15 protein-coding genes are annotated in these 16,999 nt (G+C 71.7%); 7 read left to right on the forward strand and 8 right to left on the reverse strand.

The window, feature by feature from the left end:
• Window positions 1-69 precede the first annotated feature (69 nt).
• Window positions 70-1,764, reverse strand: coding sequence for an aldehyde dehydrogenase family protein (locus PH203_RS21880; RefSeq protein WP_289922042.1), 1,695 nt, complete (start codon window positions 1,762-1,764; stop codon window positions 70-72).
• A 187-nt stretch (window positions 1,765-1,951) separates the two neighbouring features.
• Between PH203_RS21880 and PH203_RS21885 the strand changes: the two genes are divergently transcribed.
• Together PH203_RS21885 and PH203_RS21890 are read left to right on the forward strand one after the other, a co-directional pair.
• Entirely contained in the window at window positions 1,952-2,698 is a 747-nt protein-coding gene (locus PH203_RS21885) for a hypothetical protein (protein ID WP_289922043.1), read from the forward strand.
• Window positions 2,699-2,847: 149 nt separating this feature from the next.
• Window positions 2,848-3,786 (forward strand): bifunctional helix-turn-helix transcriptional regulator/GNAT family N-acetyltransferase, encoded by a 939-nt coding sequence (locus PH203_RS21890; RefSeq protein ID WP_289922044.1) that lies wholly within the window; start codon window positions 2,848-2,850, stop codon window positions 3,784-3,786.
• 26 nt (window positions 3,787-3,812) lie between these two features.
• Here the strand turns inward: PH203_RS21890 and PH203_RS21895 are convergent, their stop codons facing one another.
• The 6 genes from PH203_RS21895 to PH203_RS21920 form a co-directional block, all read right to left on the reverse strand.
• Window positions 3,813-4,604 (reverse strand): hypothetical protein, encoded by a 792-nt coding sequence (locus tag PH203_RS21895; RefSeq protein ID WP_289922045.1) that lies wholly within the window; start codon window positions 4,602-4,604, stop codon window positions 3,813-3,815.
• Between the two features lie 388 nt (window positions 4,605-4,992).
• Window positions 4,993-5,982, reverse strand: coding sequence for a malate dehydrogenase (locus PH203_RS21900; RefSeq protein WP_289922046.1), 990 nt, complete (start codon window positions 5,980-5,982; stop codon window positions 4,993-4,995).
• Between the two features lie 336 nt (window positions 5,983-6,318).
• Window positions 6,319-7,476 (reverse strand): XRE family transcriptional regulator, encoded by a 1,158-nt coding sequence (locus PH203_RS21905; RefSeq protein WP_289922047.1) that lies wholly within the window; start codon window positions 7,474-7,476, stop codon window positions 6,319-6,321.
• 334 nt (window positions 7,477-7,810) lie between these two features.
• Window positions 7,811-8,275, reverse strand: a complete 465-nt coding sequence (locus PH203_RS21910) for a helix-turn-helix transcriptional regulator (protein WP_289922048.1) — start codon at window positions 8,273-8,275, stop codon at window positions 7,811-7,813.
• A gap of 208 nt (window positions 8,276-8,483) precedes the next feature.
• Window positions 8,484-8,951 (reverse strand): DUF3017 domain-containing protein, encoded by a 468-nt coding sequence (locus tag PH203_RS21915; protein ID WP_289922049.1) that lies wholly within the window; start codon window positions 8,949-8,951, stop codon window positions 8,484-8,486.
• Complete coding sequence (locus tag PH203_RS21920; protein ID WP_289922050.1) at window positions 8,941-9,795, reverse strand: bifunctional methylenetetrahydrofolate dehydrogenase/methenyltetrahydrofolate cyclohydrolase; 855 nt, start codon at window positions 9,793-9,795, stop codon at window positions 8,941-8,943. Before PH203_RS21920 ends, PH203_RS21915 begins: the two co-directional genes overlap by 11 nt.
• Window positions 9,796-10,070: 275 nt before the next feature.
• On the opposite strand from PH203_RS21920, the gene PH203_RS21925 reads away from it, so the two are divergent.
• From PH203_RS21925 to PH203_RS21945, 5 genes are all read left to right on the forward strand, one after another.
• Complete coding sequence (locus PH203_RS21925; protein WP_289922051.1) at window positions 10,071-10,703, forward strand: hypothetical protein; 633 nt, start codon at window positions 10,071-10,073, stop codon at window positions 10,701-10,703.
• 178 nt (window positions 10,704-10,881) lie between these two features.
• Window positions 10,882-11,628, forward strand: a complete 747-nt coding sequence (locus PH203_RS21930) for an FHA domain-containing protein (protein WP_289922052.1) — start codon at window positions 10,882-10,884, stop codon at window positions 11,626-11,628.
• Window positions 11,625-13,178, forward strand: coding sequence for a protein kinase (locus PH203_RS21935; RefSeq protein WP_289922053.1), 1,554 nt, complete (start codon window positions 11,625-11,627; stop codon window positions 13,176-13,178). The genes PH203_RS21930 and PH203_RS21935 overlap by 4 nt, the downstream gene beginning before the upstream one ends.
• A gap of 90 nt (window positions 13,179-13,268) precedes the next feature.
• Window positions 13,269-13,763, forward strand: coding sequence for a hypothetical protein (locus tag PH203_RS21940; protein ID WP_289922054.1), 495 nt, complete (start codon window positions 13,269-13,271; stop codon window positions 13,761-13,763).
• Between the two features lie 203 nt (window positions 13,764-13,966).
• Window positions 13,967-16,147, forward strand: a complete 2,181-nt coding sequence (locus tag PH203_RS21945) for a serine/threonine-protein kinase (RefSeq protein ID WP_289922055.1) — start codon at window positions 13,967-13,969, stop codon at window positions 16,145-16,147.
• A gap of 19 nt (window positions 16,148-16,166) precedes the next feature.
• On the opposite strand, the gene PH203_RS21950 is transcribed toward PH203_RS21945, so the two are convergent.
• A complete protein-coding gene (locus PH203_RS21950) occupies window positions 16,167-16,913 on the reverse strand; it encodes an AAA family ATPase (protein ID WP_289922056.1) in 747 nt (248 codons plus the stop codon).
• Window positions 16,914-16,999 lie beyond the last annotated feature (86 nt).

Consider the following 16,999-nt stretch of genomic DNA (forward strand, 5'->3'; position numbering starts at 1 on the left):
GAGAGTGAAGGGCGAAGGGGGGTGTGCGGGTGGAAAGGGTGTGCGGGGACCGTCCGGTCCCCGCCCGGCTCAGCCCGCGAACCAGCGCACCGGCTTCGGCGCGAGGTTCTGGTAGATGTGCTTGGTCTCGCGGTACTCGGCGAGCCCGGCAGGGCCCAGTTCGCGGCCGGTGCCGCTCTTGCCGAAGCCGCCCCACTCCGCCTGCGGAAGATAGGGGTGGAAGTCGTTGATCCAGACGGTGCCGTGGCGCAGCAGGCCGGCGACGCGGCGGGCGCGGCCCGCGTCGGACGTCCAGACGGCGCCCGCGAGGCCGTACTCGGTGTCGTTGGCCAGCGCCACGGCCTCGTCCTCGGTGCGGAAGGTCTCGACGGTGAGGACCGGGCCGAAGACCTCCTCGCGTACGACCTTCATCTCGCGGTGGCAGGCGTCGAGGACGGTCGGCTCGTAGAAGTAGCCGTCGGCGAGGCTCGCGTCGGCCAGGCCACCGCCGACAACGACACCGCCGCCGATGCCGGCGTCGCCGTCGCCGTCGCCGTCGGTGCCACCGTCGCCGACGCTCCCGCCATCGCCCGCGCCCGAGCCCAGCCCGCCCAGTCCGCCCAGTCCCGCCGGCCGCTTCCCGCCCGTCCGCAGCACCGCCCCCTCCGCCAGCGCCGAGGCCACATAGCCCTCGACCTTCGCGCGCTGCTGCTCGGAGACGAGCGGCCCGCACTCGACACCGTCATCGGTGCCGCGGCCGAGGCGGATCTTCCCGGCGCGCCGGGCGAGTTCGGCGACGAAGCGGTCCCGGACGGACTCCTCGACGATGAGGCGGGAGCCCGCCGAGCAGACCTGCCCGCTGTGGATGAAGGCGGCGTTGAGGGCCTGGTCGACGGCGGTGTCGAAGCCCTCCTCCGTGGCGCAGGCGTCGGCGAAGACGACGTTGGGGTTCTTGCCGCCGAGTTCGAGGGCGACCTTCTTGACCGAGGGAGCCGCGGCCTGCGCCACCTTCGTACCGCTGACCAGGCCGCCGGTGAAGGAGACGAGGTCGACGTCGGGGTGCTCGGCGAGCCGGACGCCGACCGAATGCCCGGGCCCGGTCACGATGTTGGCGACTCCGGCGGGGAGGCCTGCCTCGACCAGCAGCTCGATCAGGGCGATCGTCGTCATCGGCGTGATCTCGCTCGGCTTGACGACGAAGGTGTTGCCGGCCGCGAGCGCCGGGGCGATCTTCCAACTGGCCTGGAGCAGCGGGTAGTTCCAGGGCGTGATCAGCGCGCAGACACCGACCGGCTCGTGCACGACGACGCTGTGGACCTCGGGCGAGCCCGCGTCGACCACCCGGCCGGGGGCCTCGGCGGCGACGAGGCCGGCGAAGTAGCGGAAGGCGTCGGCGACACAGTCGATGTCGACGCGGCCCTCTTCGAGGGTCTTGCCCGCGTCCCGGCTCTCCAGCAGACCGAGCCGCTCGCGGTCGCGCACCAGCAGATCGGCCACCCGGTACAGCAGCGCGGCCCGTTCGGAGACGGGGGTGCGCGGCCAGTCGCCGTGGTCGAAGGCCTGCCGCGCGGCGGCGACCGCGAGGTCGGTGTCCTTCTCGTCGCCCTCGGCCACGACGGCGAAGGGCCGCGCGTCCGCGGGGTCGAGGATGTCGCGGGTCGCGCCGGAGACGGCGTCACGCCACTCGCCGCCCACGTGGATCGAGGGCTGCGGCTCCGCATGTGGCTGCGGCTGCGGCTGCCGCTGAGTCGTCTGCTGCGCCTGCGGCGCGTGCTGTCCGGCCATGATCGGTGTTGCCTTCCGTTCCTGTGCGGTTCCCCTGAGTCACACCCGTGTCACTCACGAGGACCGTCAGCACCTGCCCCCGCCCCCTGATTGCATGCGCAATCGCCTGCCGAAAGTGCGCCGCGTCACTGAACATGCGGACAAACGGGTGGGAAACGTACGCTGAGTAGCGGTGCGGAGGTGACGCATGACACGGAAAGCACTGATCTGCGCGACGGCGGTCTTCCTGCTCTCGCCGGTCCTCGTCGCCGCGGAGGACGGCGACGACCTGACCGCCCAGCAGCTCGCCGACCAGGCGGAGGACAATCTCCTCGGCGCGAAGTCCGTCCGTCTGAAGCTGACGGACCGCAGCACGGGCACCGCGGTCGGCAGGACGCAGCCCACCTCGATGGACCTGGCCCTCGACCGGGAGGGCAACTGCGTGGGGTCGATGAGGATGGGCTCGGGCGGCGGCAGCGTCGAGATCGTCAAGCAGGGCGACGAGGTGTGGATGAAACCGGACGCCGCGTTCTGGAAGGCACAGGTGCCCGGCGGCCAGGGCGAGGCGGTGGCCGAGCTCTTCAAGAACCGCTACATCCACGGCTCGACGGACGACGCCATGCTCAAGGGCATGGCCGACACCTGCGATCTGTCCTCCTTCCAGAAGGAGGTCGAGGGCGACGGCTCCGCGGACACCACCCTGACCAAGGGCGAGGAGACGAACGTCGACGGCACGAAGGTGATCCCGCTGCGCGGCACGGAGGACGGCAAGAAGTCGGTCCTGTACGTCACTTCGGACTCCCCGCACCGGCTGGTGAAGGCGGTCCAGCGGGGCGACGGCACCGACATGACCCTGACCTTCACCGACTACGACAAGCCGGTGCCGACCGCGACCCCCTCGGCGGACGACTCGGTGGACGTGGACAAGCTGCAGGAGGAACTGCAGAGCATCTGAGAAGCCGCGGGCTCGGAACCCTTGGACCTGGTGGAAACCATGGACCCGGAGAACCCGTGCCCCCGGCACGAACCATGGACCTGGCGAGAACCATGGACTTGGCGAGAACCGTGGACCTGACGGAAACCTTTGACTAGAGTCAAAGAACTATGGAGCCAGCACCCACCGCGCCGGTGCCGGCCGAGCACGTGGCCGCCCTCCGCCGGTTCAACCGCTACTTCACCCGCCGTATCGGCGCCCTGGACGACCACTACCTCGGCCAGGACCGCCCGCTCGGCGAGGCCCGGCTGCTCTTCGAGGTCGCTGACGGGGCGTCCTTGCGCGAGCTCAGAAGCCGGCTCGGTCTGGACGCCGGGTATCTGAGCCGGATGGCGAAGACCCTGGAGTCCCAGGGCCTGGTCAGGATCAGCGTGCACCCCCGGGACAGCCGCCTGCGCATGGTCGCGCTCACCCCGGCCGGCCGCACCGAGATCAAGGAGCAGAACCGCCGCGCCGACGCCCTCGCGGCAGGCCTGCTCTCCGGTCTCACCGATGACCAGCGCGCCGACCTCACCGACGCCCTCGCCACCACCCGCCGTCTGCTGCGCCTCGCGGCCATCACGGTCGACCTCGTCGACGGCCACGCCCCGGACGCCCGCGCCTGCCTCGACGCCTACGCCGACGACATCGACGCCCGCTTCCCCGAGGGCTTCGACAAGGCCGACCTCGTCAGCCCCGAGGAGGTCAGCGGGGACACCGGCGCGTTCTTCGTCGCGTACGAGGAGGGCCGTCCCGTCGGCTGCGGTGCGCTGCGCCGACTGGAACCGGGTATCGGCGAGATCCGCCACGTCTGGGTCCACCCCGACGCCCGCCGCCTCGGCCTGGCCCGACGCCTCCTCACGGCGCTGGAACAGGCCGCGTCCGAACGGGACTTCGACGTCGTACGCCTCGACACGCACGCCGTGCTCACCGAAGCGCAGGCCATGTACCGGGCGTGCGGATACGCGGAGATCCCGGCCTACGCCGAACACCGCTACGCCGGCCACTGGTTCGAGAAGCGAACACGGCCGGCCCCGGATCCGTCACCGACGGCCGGCCCCGGGAGCTGATCAGCAGGAACCGGTCGGCCGATGCCTCATTGGCAGGGGCCGCCCTCCGGGCAGAACGACCCCAGCGCCGTGGTCAACGGTTCCCGGATCTGGGCGACGGGCAGGTCCGCCGGGCCGCTCGCGCGGATCGCGTACAGCGTGCCGTCGGTCGCCTCGAAACGGTGGTCGATGACCTGGCGCGAGCCCTTGTCCTCGTCGTCGTAGCGATAGGTCAGCTCGGACCAGGTGGTGCCCTCGTCGCGTTCGAGGGCTTGGTAGCCGGGCTGGCGGGCGAAGCCGTAGCCGGGGTCGTTCTCGGCCAGGCGGAGGGATTCGGCGGGGGTGTCCTCCGCGAGCCGGAAGATCTGGAGCTGGCGGCCGTCGTCGGGGGCGTCGTAGAAGACGACCGGCGCCTTCTCGCCCTCCTGCTGTCTGCGGATCCAGTCCTCGGGCACGAAGATCGTGTAGCCGACGGGGTCCTCGGCGCGCCGGTAGCCGGTCGACGGGCTCGGCGGCGCGGAGTCCAGGGGCGAGGCCGGCGGTGTCGTCTCGGCAGGCGTGGTCCGCCCGGGTGTCGTCTCCGGGGGCGAGGTCGTGACGACGACGCCCGGCCCCGGGGTGCCCCCGGCGCCCGTCGAACCGTCGCGCGTCACGAACCAGACACCGGCGCCGATGCCCGAGCCCAGCACGGCCATCGCGGTGAGGATCACCAGCAGCCGGCGAGGGCCGGGAGGCGGCGGTACCGGGTGGGGCGGCTGCACATACGTCGGGGGCGGTGGCGGAAGCGGCGGAGTTCCGCCCGTGTGCGCCGGGCCCTGGGCCCAGGGCGGCGGGGTCATCGCCGACTGTGTCTCCGCGGCGGCCCAGGGCGGCGGTGTGTGCGAGGTCTGCGTCTGTGCCGAGGCCCACGGCGGTGCGGAGCCGTCGTGTCCCTGCGCGCCCCAGGCCGCCTGCCCCTGGTCCTCGCTCGGCTCGTGCTCGTCGGAACCGGAGCTGTAGCCGTTCCCATGCCCAGGGCCATGCCCATGCCCATGACCGTTCCCCTGCCCGGGCCCATTCCCCTGCCCGTGCCCGTGTGCGTTCCCGTTCCATGCGCCGCTCATCGCGAACCCCCCGAATCACCTTGGCGGGTAACGTTCTTGACGGTAGCGGTGAAAACGGGCGCGGGCCCCGCCCCGGATGAAACCGGAACAGGGCCCGTGCAAGCCTGTGACGCGGAGCGCCGGCTCAGATGAGGCCGAGGGCGCGGACCGCCTCGCGCTCCTCCGACAGCTCGGCGACGGAGGCGTCGATGCGGGCGCGGGAGAACTCGTTGATGTCCAGACCCTGGACGATCTCGTACTGGCCGTCCTTGGTGGTGACGGGGAAGGAGGAGATCAGGCCCTCCGGGACGCCGTAGGAGCCGTCCGACGGGATGCCCATGGAGGTCCAGTCGCCCTCGGCGGTGCCGTTGACCCAGGTGTGGACGTGGTCGATGGCGGCGTTGGCGGCGGAGGCGGCCGAGGACGCGCCACGGGCCTCGATGATCGCGGCGCCGCGCTTGGCGACGGTCGGGATGAAGTCCTCGGCCAGCCACTTCTCGTCGCTGACGACCTCGGCGGCGTTCTTGCCGGCGACCGTGGCGTGGAAGATGTCGGGGTACTGGGTGGCGGAGTGGTTGCCCCAGATGGTCAGGCGCTTGATGTCGGCGACCGTGGTGCCCGTCTTCTTCGCGAGCTGGGTCAGCGCGCGGTTGTGGTCGAGGCGGGTCATCGCGGTGAAGCGCTCGGCCGGTACGTCCGGGGCGGCGGCCTGGGCGATCAGGGCGTTGGTGTTGGCCGGGTTGCCGACGACGAGGACCTTGATGTCGTCCGCGGCGTGGTCGTTGATGGCCTTGCCCTGCGGCTTGAAGATGCCGCCGTTGGCCTCCAGGAGGTCACCGCGCTCCATGCCCTTGGTGCGCGGGCGGGCGCCCACGAGCAGGGCCACGTTGGCGCCGTCGAAGGCGACGTTCGGGTCGTCCGTGATGTCGATGCCCTGGAGCAGCGGGAACGCGGAGTCGTCCAGTTCCATCGCGGTGCCCTCAGCGGCCTTGAGCGCCGGGGTGATCTCCAGGAGGCGGAGCTTGACCGGCACGTCCGCGCCGAGCAGCTGGCCGGAGGCGATGCGGAAGAGCAGGGCGTAACCGATCTGGCCGGCCGCGCCGGTGACGGTGACGTTCACGGGAGTGCGGGTCATGGCGTTCTCCGTAGGACAGCTGGCGGTGGGGCGTCACTGCCCCAGGGCTGGCGGGACGTACAAATGATCGATCTCTTGGTATCGAGAGATCCACCGGTCAGGCTATCGCGCATCCGGGATCTCGGACCGCCGGGTCCCTGTGGCCCACCCCACAGCGGCCGGAAAAGGGCCGCAGAAAAAGGGGCGGCCGCCCGTCCGTCCGGGAGAGGTGGGACCGGGGCGGCCGCCGCATGGGGAAACCGACATGGCCGGACTCCCGTGGGGGTACGGTTCGCGTGCCCACGATTCGTCCGGCCATGCCTGCGATCCTGAAATTGTTTCTCAGCGGTTCGGCGCCTACTTGGTGCAGCCCTTCTCCCCCGCCGCCAGCGTCGCGCAGGCGATCGCGTCGCCCGCGTCCTTCACCGCCACCATCGGCGTGTACGCGATGGTGTCGCCGGCGTCGGTGATCGAGCCGGTCTGCTCGGACTTCCCGACGCTGACCACGACCTCGTCACCCTGCGCCCCCTGGGTGATACGGCCCCACGCGGCGCCGCAGGTCTTGCTGTACCGGACCTCGACGACCGCCGTGCCGACGGTGGCGGTCGCGGCGGTGGTCACCAGGTCGCCGCTGCAGCCCATGGCCTCCGCGTCCTTGCCGGTGCAGGAGGCGCCGCTGCAGTCGACGCCGGGCGGCAGTTCGACCTGGGTGCTGACGGTCGGGGAGGGCGAGGCGCCCCCGCCCTCGTTCTTCTTCTCGCCGCCGCCGTTGGTGAGGAAGTACGCGGCGGCGACCACGACGAGCACACCGACGACACCCGCGAGGAACATCGTCAGCCGCCGCTTCCCGCCGGAACCACCGGGGGGTGTGGCGGGCCGGGGCCCTTGCGGAGGGTCGGGGTACCCGTACGGCTGGCCCGGCACCGGGGCCGGACGGGCGGCGCCGCTCTCCGAGGCGCGTCCGCCCGAGGAGGAGGGGCCCTTGTACCCGGCGACACCCCACGAGTTGGCGCCCTCGCGAGTCGTCTGCGGCGCGGGGTCCCGGACCTCGGGCGACGCCGGCTGCGGCGGCACCGTCGGGGCCACGCCCGCGGGGCCGGCCACCCCCGGGGTCGCCGTGGCGCTGGTGCTCTTGCGGGCGGTCCTGCTGCCCTTGGCGTTGGCCTGGGGCGTCCCGATCTCCCCGAGCGCGGCCCGCGCCTGGGAGATCCGGATGGCCTCCATGGTCATGTCGTGGCGCATCTCCGAGCGGCTCCAGGCGCGCTCGGCGAGCTCCCACATCGTCGTCAGATGGATGGGATTGGTACCGGTCACCTCGGCCAGCGCCACGATCGCACCCTTGGGCGCGAGGAGCCGGCCGTTGAGATAACGCTCCCAGGACGTCTTGCTGTAGCCCGTGCGGTCGGCCAGCGCCGCGATGCTCAGTCCGCTGCGGTCCACGAGCCGCCGTAGCTGGCTGGCGAACTCCCTGACCTGCGGATCCAGTTCATCCGGCAAGGCCCTCCAACGAGGCATTGCTTCCCCCCTCTTCCCCCCGGTTGGTGCTGGTTCTGTTCCCCCGCGCACGTGCCCTCTGCTCAGTCCCCGTCTGGCTACCCAAAGGGATGCGCCCGATAAGGATCTCAGTTCCCGGGGTGGGGGCGCACGGGTGCAGCGGGGCTGTGGGCATGCACCGTTGCACGCCCGGCATGCCGCGGTCCAGTCCTCCAGCGGCGGGACGTCCCGGACCGTCCCGATTGGCCACGCTAACTCGGTTGTTGAACGACTTCGTTGCAAATCCGCGAACTTGTCAACACATCGACACACAGAGCGCACACATGTCGAAACACCCGTCGCACCCGTACGAAACTCACCCGAACGTCACGACACCGACGACTGCGACAAGAAGCAACAGCAGCAACAGCAGCCCCGCATACAGGAGCAGCCGGCCGCCGCTGCGGGTCTCCTGCGGCGGCTCCTCCCACCACGGCAGCGTCGGGTCGTCCTCGTACTCCTCCGCGCCCTGCGCCCCCTCGGCCCGCTGCGGGACCGTGGCCGGGCGGGGCCAGGCCTGGACGGCGAGTTCCCAGCGGACGTTGACGCGTTCGAGGTCGGTGCCGACGACACCGGCGATCTTGCACAGGGCCGCGACGGCCTGTCGCGGCGGCGGCTGGCCGGCGTTGAGATAGCGGTGCCAGGACGACTTGCTGTACGCGGTGCGCGCACCCAGCGAGGCCAGGCTCAGGCCCGTGCGGTCCTTGATCCGCCGCAGCTGCTCCACGAAGTGCCGCACCTCCGGCGGCAGATCGTCCGGCAGCGGCTGCCAGGCGCCCATCGCTCACCTCCACGCTGTCGGACGACACCGGACCGTTGATCGGTTCCGCTTGTGGCAGGGACCGGACACCGTAGCGGAACGGTCACTTCCGTGCCACAGCGCTCTGACAGCCGTTGAACAGGCCGTTCACCGTGCAAGAAGGTGGACGCAGACGGCGGCCCGTCCTTACTCGGGGGAGAGGACGGGCCGTCGTCGACACCTGATCCGCTCAGCCGTCGATCGTGAAGTGCAGGGTGTCCTTCAGGAACGGGAGCACCAGCCACGGGTTCGGCTGGGCCATCAGCGCCAGCAGGACGATCGCGGAGCCCAGCACGCCGTAGGTGACGATGTCGGTGAAGCGGGAGCGGACCGCGAGCATGCCGACGTCCCGTACCAGCCAGCGCAGTACGCCGCCGGCCAGCAGGGCCGCGCCGATCAGCAGGCAGCCGATGCGGAAGTTGTCGAGCGCGGTCACCAGCAGACCGATCGCGACCGCGGCCAGCACGGCGAGGATCGGCCACTGCCGGGCGGGCGCCGGGGCGTCGCCGGAAGCGGCCCGGCCGCCGCCCTCGGGGCGTGCGGTGTCCCGGGTGAACAGCGGGAAGCGGCGCGTCGTGCGGCGCGGCTTCCCCTCGGCGTCGGGCGCGCTGATCGGGTCCCGGACCTCGATGTCGTTCTCCTCGCGGTCAGCCGACACTGCGCTCCGCCGCCTCGACCACGTTGACCAGCAGCTGCGCCCGGGTCATCGGGCCGACACCACCGGGGTTCGGGGAGAGGAAACCGGCCACCTCGGCGACGCCGGGGTGGACATCGCCCACGATCTTGCCCTCGGCGCTGCGCGAGACACCGACGTCGAGAACGGCCGCGCCCGGCTTCACGTCCTCGGGGCGGATCAGATGGGCGGAACCGGCGGCCGCGACGATGATGTCCGCGCGCTTGAGGTGGGAGGACAGATCGCGGGTGCCGGTGTGGCACTGGGTCACGGTGGCGTTCTCGCTGCGCCGGGTCAGCAGCAGCGGCATCGGACGGCCGATGGTGACACCGCGGCCGACGACCACGACCTCGGCGCCCTTGATCTCCACGCCGTAGCGGCGCAGGAGGGTGAGGACGCCGTTGGGGGTGCAGGGCAGCGGGGCGGGCTCGCCCAGGACGAGCCGGCCCAGGTTCATCGGGTGGAGGCCGTCCGCGTCCTTGTCCGGGTCCATCAGCTCCAGGATGCGGTTCTCGTCGATGCCCTTGGGAAGCGGCAGCTGGACGATGTAGCCGGTGCAGGCGGGGTCCTCGTTCAACTCCCGCACCACCGCCTCGATCTCCTCCTGCGTCGCCGTCTCCGGCAGTTCGCGCTGGATGGAGGCGATGCCCACCTCGGCGCAGTCGCGGTGCTTGCCTGCGACGTACTTCTGGCTGCCGGGGTCGGTCCCGACGAGGATCGTGCCGAGGCCGGGCGTGACGCCCTTCTCCTTCAGCGCCGCCACGCGGGCGGTCAGATCGGACTTGATCGCGGCTGCGGTGGCCTTGCCATCGAGAATCTGGGCGGTCATGGCCCCATCCTCGCGGATGACCGGGTCCCGGTTCCAATCCGGGTCCCCGGACGTCACCCGCCCTCCGCGACACCATGTGCACACCTCTTGATCAACGAGGTTGCACTTGCACAACACATGCGGATTGCGGCTGGACAACGAACCGGCCACTGAAGAACGATTATGGCCACAGTGCCGCGGGCTGTACCGGGGGGACGAACCGCATCTGTAGAACCTCCTCCATCGTGCCGCTCGTCGTCCCCGCACTTTCGGCATACGACGGAGGAAACCCCGCCATGAGTTTCGGCGACCCGAACAACCCCTACGGCCCCCCGCCGCAGCAGCCGCCGGCCGCTCCCGGTTACGGCTACCCGCAGCAGCCCGCGCCGCCCGGCATCCCGCCGCAGCAGGCCTACCCCGGTTACCCGCAGCAGCCGGCCTACCCCGGCTATCCGGGCGGCAACATGATCCCGCAGTCGATGCCGGGCCTGCTGGTGACGGCCCGTGTGTTCCTGTTCATCATCTCGGCCGTGCAGATCATCGGCACCCTGGTCCTCCTCTACTTCGCCGCGTTCGCGAGTGACCTCTCGGACGCCGGGGACGACCTCGGGTTCAGCACGGCGAGCGACGGCGGTGACATCGCGGCCGGTGTCTTCGGCGTCTTCGCGCTGATCGGAGCGGCGCTGGCGACTCTGTCGATCACCCTCGGCGTCAAGTTCGGGCGGGGCGGCCAGGGCGTCCGGATCACCACGGTGATCTACGGCGCGCTGGGTGCCATCGTCGGGCTCCTCGGCCTGTTCGTCGGACTCGACTCGGGTCTGGCCTCGTCGGTCATCGGCCCGCTGCTGTGGATCGTCTTCGGCGGCGTCATCGCGGCCGCCCCCGTCGTCCCCAGCGGCACGGCCTGGTTCGCGCGCCCGCGCTACTGAACCGCCCGCGCCGGCCGGACCGTTCACGAACGTCCGTTCACGAACATCCCGTTCGCGACTGAACAGTTCGCGCCAATCCTGTGCCAAGGGCCGTGTCTCACCCGTAAGAGGGGAGACACGGCCCTGGTGCGTCGCCCTAGTCTGATCGGGCAGCCTTTCAGGCACGGGGAGACGCACCTTGTACAGCATCATCGTGGTACCTCCGCCGACCACGGAGGACGAGCGAAACCGCACCCAGATCAGGCTCGCCCCCGGGGAGCGCCTCACGTTCGGGCGGTCCGCCGGAAAGAACGACCTTCGGATCGCCCATGACGGGGTGTCCCGCAGAGCCGGTGAGATCACCGCGCAGGGCGCCTTCTGGACACTCAGCAACCTCAGCCGGGAGCAGACGTACGTCGTCGAGAACCCGGAGGGTGCCGGCGAGCACATCAAGGTGGGCCCGGGGCGGCTCGACGCCCCCGTGCCCTTCGAGTTCTCGCGGATCGTGCTGCCCGCGGCCGGTGATCTGTTGCCGGTGGAGGTGTGGGCGCCGCGCCACGACTACCTGGACGGCGACAGCGCCCGGGACGGTGACACCACCGCGGCCGCCTTCTCCCTGGACTCCTCCAAGCGCTACTTCGCGGTGCTCGCCGCCCTGTGCGAACCCCGGCTGCGCGGCGAGCCGCACGCCCCGCTGCCCACCGTCGAGCAGGTCGTGGACCGGCTGCGCCCCAACTGGCCCGCCGCGTCCCGTACTTCGGTGCAGTGGAACATCGACTACCTCGCCGTGAAGCTCCGCCTCAAGCCCGGCCCCGACGAGGCCGACACGGGCCCGCGCCTCAACGGGAAGAAGGAGTCGCTGGTCTCCCTCGCGCTCCGCTTCGACCTCGTACGGGAGGACGACCTGGTCGTCCTGACCGAACCGTCCGGCCGGGCGGCACAATGACCGAGCCCTACGCCGTACCCGTCCCCAAGGGCTACCGGGTGGGCGGCTGGGAGGTGCGCGAGCCGATCGCCACGGGCGCCTTCGGGAGCGTGTACGCGGGGCGCCGCACCGGCGAGGGCGAACCGCGCACAGCCGCGCTGAAGTTCCTGCCGACCGGCACGGGAACGCCCCGCCAGCTGGCCCATCTGCGGGAACTCGTCGAGCGCGAGGTCGAGTTGCACCGGCGGCTGAAGCAGCCACGGCTCATCCGGATGTACGAGACGCTCGTCGTCGACGACCCCGGGCGACCGGAGCTGGACGGCGCCACCGTCCTCGTACTGGAACGGGCCGAAGGGGCTCTGAACGCCGTGCGGCCGCCGGAGCCCGGGCCGCTGCTCGCGCAGATCTGTGAGGGGCTCGCGCAGCTGCACCGCGCGGGCTGGGTGCACGGGGATCTCAAACCGGCCAATGTGCTGCTGATGGCGGACGGTTCGGCGCGGTTGGCCGACTTCAACATGGCGGCGGAGCTGGAGGGCACGCACGCGTACACGCCCGCCTTCTCGACGCCCGACTACACGCCGCCTGAGCTCCTGTGGGCGGAGATCGGGGAGCGGGGCCGCCGGATCCGTCCGTCGGCGGACGTGTGGGCGTTCGGGGTGCTGGCGCATCTGCTGCTCACCGGGGCCTTCCCGTTGCCGGGCGGTACGCCGTCGGCACGCCGGGACGCGGCCGCCGCGTACGCACGGGGCACGGACGAGCTGCGGCTGTCGGCCGAACTGCCGGAGGCCTGGCGGGAGATCGTGCGGGAGTGTCTGGCGCGGACGCACGAGGAGCGGATCGGCACGGAGGCGTTGCTGCGTCGGGTGGAGGGGGCGGCGGGGACGGGACGGTCCCCGCGGCTGCCCCGCCGCCTTCTCCCCCGGCGCCGTTCCCGTCGTACGACGGTGGTGGCGGCCGTGACCTCGGTCGTCGCCGTCGCCGCGCTCGGGTACGGGGTCAACACCTGGGCGGGTTCGGGGGGTTCGGGGGCCTCAGGGGGTTCGGCCGGCTCCTCCGGTGCCGGCGGCGAGAGCACCTCGGCGACCTATGGCGCCGCGGAGCTCCGTACCGGCAAAGGTGTTCCCGTGGTCTACCGACGTCTCATCGTCGACTCCGCCCATGACTGCCGGCAGGCGGAGGTCACACCGGCGTTGCTCGCGGCGATGCTCAAGGCGGAGAGCGACTTCGACCCGGATCTGTCGGACCCGGCCAAGAACGAGTACGGGATCGCCCGTTGGACCCCGAGCGTGCTGCGCTGGTGGATCCGGGCGGACGGGGTACCGGCGGAGGAGACCCCCGTACCGCCGATCACCCCCTCGCAGTCGATCCCGGCGATGAGCCGCTACCTCTGCTCCATCGAACCGCGGTTGAAGTCCTCGCTGCCGGGTGACCGCCGGGTGCTGCTGGCGGCCTCGTACCGGACCTCGTACAAGAAGGTGAACGACGCGGGCGGCGTTCCCCCGAACCAGCGCGCCTACGCCGCCCGCGTCGCTCACTGGCTCAAGGAGTACACGCCGCCCGGGAAGAAGTGACCCTGAGAGTTCTGAGGTATCTGGCGGACCGGCCCCCTGGAACGGTGAACCCCGGAACCACCGACCACGTTCATTCATGGGGGAACCACAATGAACATCGCCAAGCCCGCCGCACTGCTCGTCGCGGCGACCGCCCTGCTCGCCGGCTCCACGGTCGCGGCCACCGCCGCGGCCGGACCGACCGGCGGCTACCACCCCGACGGCACCCGGGTGACCAGCCTCCAGCGGACCGCCGCCGAGGTGCTCGGCAAGGACCAGAGGGCGCCGCTGTCGGTCTCCGCCGACAAGGTCACCTACGACGGCCTCGCCGTCACCAAGGCCCCGAAGGGCGACTTCAGCGCCCAGGACCTGGCCTGCGACTACGGGCACCTCTGCATGATCGTCAAGGGCACCAAGTTCGACTTCTACAAGTGCCAGAAGTGGAACCTCACCAACTGGACCGGCGACGGCCCGTTCACCAACAACCAGACGACCGGCACCGTCGCGAAGTTCTACAACCAGGACGGCAGCGTCCGCTGGACCTCGACGGCGTACCAGGCCGGCACGGCGACGTGGGACCCGATCTACTCGCTGCGACCCTGCTGACCACAGGTCGCCAAGGTCCGTAACAGCAGCTGCAGCTGACCCGGCAGCACGTCTCGGCCCGCCGGTTCCCGACCGGCGGGCCGAAAATCTGACCCTCGTACAACTGACCGATACCCCCCGACTCGGCCGCCTCGGCACGCTAGCCTCAGCTCAACTGGCTTGACGCCGGAGCATGTTGGGGCAGGACAGCACTCGGGGGACCCATGACCGACCAGCGGCACCCCACGCCGCCGTACCACGCCGTGCTGATACAGGCGGGCGCCGATCCGCTGCAGCCCGTCGACCCCGAGCGCATCGGACCGTACGTCCCGCTCGGACGGCTCGGCAGCGGCGGGATGGGCCGGGTCTATCTGGCCCGCCCCGCCGACAGCACCCCGGGGCTGGCCGCGGTGAAGGTGATCCGGCCCGAGTACGCCGAGGACCCGGAGTTCCGGCGCCGGTTCGAGCGGGAGGCCGCAGTACACGGCCGGGTCCGCACCCCGCACGCCCCGCAGCTGCTCGGCACCGGCTTCCAGGACACCCTGCTGTGGATGGCCACCCAGCACGTGCCCGGCCTCAACCTCGCCGACGCGGTGCGCCAGGACGGCAGACTGGACCCGGCCGGCGTGTGGCGGCTGGTGGCGGAACTCGGTGAAGCTCTCGCTGCCCTGTCCGAGGCGGGTGTCGTGCACCGCGACCTGAAGCCGTCCAACGTGCTGCTGTCCGTGCCGGGCGTCCATGTCATCGACTTCGGCATCTCCCGGGCCGTCGACAGCAGCGCGATCACCGGCACCGGCAGCCGGGTCGGCACCCCCGCCTTCATGTCCCCCGAGTACCTCCGCGAGGGCCGCTGCGACGGCGCCTCCGACGTCTTCTCCCTCGCCGGAACCCTGATCTACGCCGCGACGGGTCACGCCCCCTTCGGCGACGGCACCGGCGTCGACGTCATGCACCGGGTCGCCTTCGAGGAACCGAGAGCGGAGGTGATGACCGAACTCGCCTCCCTGGACGGCCCCTTGGCCGCCCTCCTCACCGCCTGCCTCACCAAGGACCCGGCCGGCCGCCCCACCCCGCAGCAACTGATCGACGCGGCCACCACCGCACACGAGGGCACCGCCCCTTCCTGGCATGAGGCACTCACCTTCCGCCTCCTGTCCCGCCAGGACGCCTGTGCCCAGCTGGAACGGACGCCGGTGCAGGGGACGGTGCAACTGCGTGCACCGGGGACCGAGGGCTCGGGGACGGGAGGGGCGGCCCCGGGCGCGGAGGTCAGCGGGGGTGCGGGGACGGCGGGAGGGGGTGTGGGGCCGGCGGAGGGCGTGGGCACGCCGGGCGGCACGGGCACGGCAGGCGGCGCGAACCCAGCAGAAGGCGCGGGCACGACAGGCGGCACAAGCCCCACAACGGGCCAGGCCACGGCAGAGGGCGCGGACACGCCAGGCGGTGCGGGCACGGCAGAGGGCGCGGGCACGACAGCGGGCGCGGGCACGACAGCGGGCCCGGCCACGGCAGCGTCTGCCCGGACCGGTGACGCGGCACACTCGACGCACGGATCCCCTCTCCCGCCCGAGGCACCAGGCGCTCCCACCCCGCCCGGCCAGTACGGCAACTGGGCCACGCCTCCCGGCCAGTACGGCGCCTCCCCCACACCGCCGCCCGGTCAATACGGCGCCGCCCTCCCCACGCCGCCCGGCCAATACGGCGCGGCCTTCCCCACGCCCGCCGGCCAATACACCCCCGCCGCTCCCCGCAACCAGCGGAAGCCCTACCTCGCCCTCGCCGCCGGTCTCGCCGTGGTCGTCGTGGCGGCCGGTGCGTTCTTACTCACCCGCTCGTCCCAGGACGAAGCGGCCTCCCCCTCCGTCTCCGCCGGCGCCACCTCCGATCCCGGCTCCGGCGTCCACCGCGCCTCCGCCCTGCCCGGTTCCTCCGCCTCCCCGTCCGCGAGCAGGTCGGCGGGGAAGTCCGGGGACGAGCCGAAGCCGACGGAGAGGGCCACGGAGGACGGCGAGGCCGGTTCCGCCGGGGGCGCGGGCGGTCGTACGCCTGACGCCACGGCCAGTCAAGGGGGCGGCAACGGCGGTGGTGCCGACGACGACGATGTCGTCGCCCCGACCGCGACGGTCACCGAGACCGCGACCGCTCCCGGCGACCCGGCGTGGATCTCCGAGTGCACCTACTACTCCGGCACCGAACTCACCGTCTACGGCGACACCGGCCAACGCGTCGTCCAGGTGCAGTGCATGCTCACCAAACGCGGCTACAACATCGGCAACGCGGGCGTGGACGGCGAGTTCGGGAAGAAGACCCGAAACGCCGTGAAGCAGTTCCAGAGCGCGAAGGGGCTGGAGGTCGACGGCGAGGTGGGGCCGAAGACGTGGGGAGCGCTGCGAAGCTCCAGCTAGCCGCCGGCCGTGACCCCGGCTAGCCGCCGACTATGTGCCGCAGATACGCCCGCGGGTCGTTCATATAGCGCCGCCAGTGGTCGACCAGCTCCAGCTCCTGCCATTCCACGGACCGCATCCCGTGCTCCCCGACCTCGATGATCTCGGCGCCCGGCAGAGCGGTCAGCAGCGGTGAGTGCGTGGCGCAGATGATCTGCGCGCCCGTGCGGGAGAGGTCGTCGAGCACGCCCACGAGTTCGAGGCAGGAGGCGAAGGAGAGGGCGGACTCCGGCTCGTCGAGGACGTACAGGCCGGGGCCGTGGAAGCGCTCGCGGAACGCCATGAGGAAACCCTCACCGTGGCTCATCTCGTCGGGTGTACCGGTGAGACGGCCCGTGCGCTGCTCGCGGCCGAGGGCGTCGAGCGCGGTCTCGGCGCGCAGGAAGAAGCCCCGGCGGCGGGTGTGCGGCCCCCGCAGCATCCGGCGCCCCGCCACGGTCGCCTCGAACCGCATCCGCCCGCCCAGCTCGGACGGCCCTCGCGGCCCGGCGTACCGATAGCCCGCCGATCCGCCCCAGGAGTCCAGCCCGAACGCCTCCGCCAGGGCCTCGACGAGCGTCGACTTCCCCGACCCGTTCTCCCCGACCAGGAACGTGACCGGCGCGCTGAACCGCAACCCGTCGTCCAGCAACTGCCGCACGCACGGCACCGACCACGGCCACTCCGAGCCGCCGTCGGCCCCGAGCTCGTCCTCGGCGGCATGGGCGTACGCACGTTCCACGATCATGCCGCCAGGCTCTCATCCGCCACTGACAACGGCAGGGCGGCGACAGGGAATCCCCTGCCGCCGCCCTGGTTCCACGGCTCGGTGGA

This window comes from Streptomyces sp. S.PB5, assembly GCF_030403745.1.
In the GTDB taxonomy this organism is placed as follows: domain Bacteria; phylum Actinomycetota; class Actinomycetes; order Streptomycetales; family Streptomycetaceae; genus Streptomyces.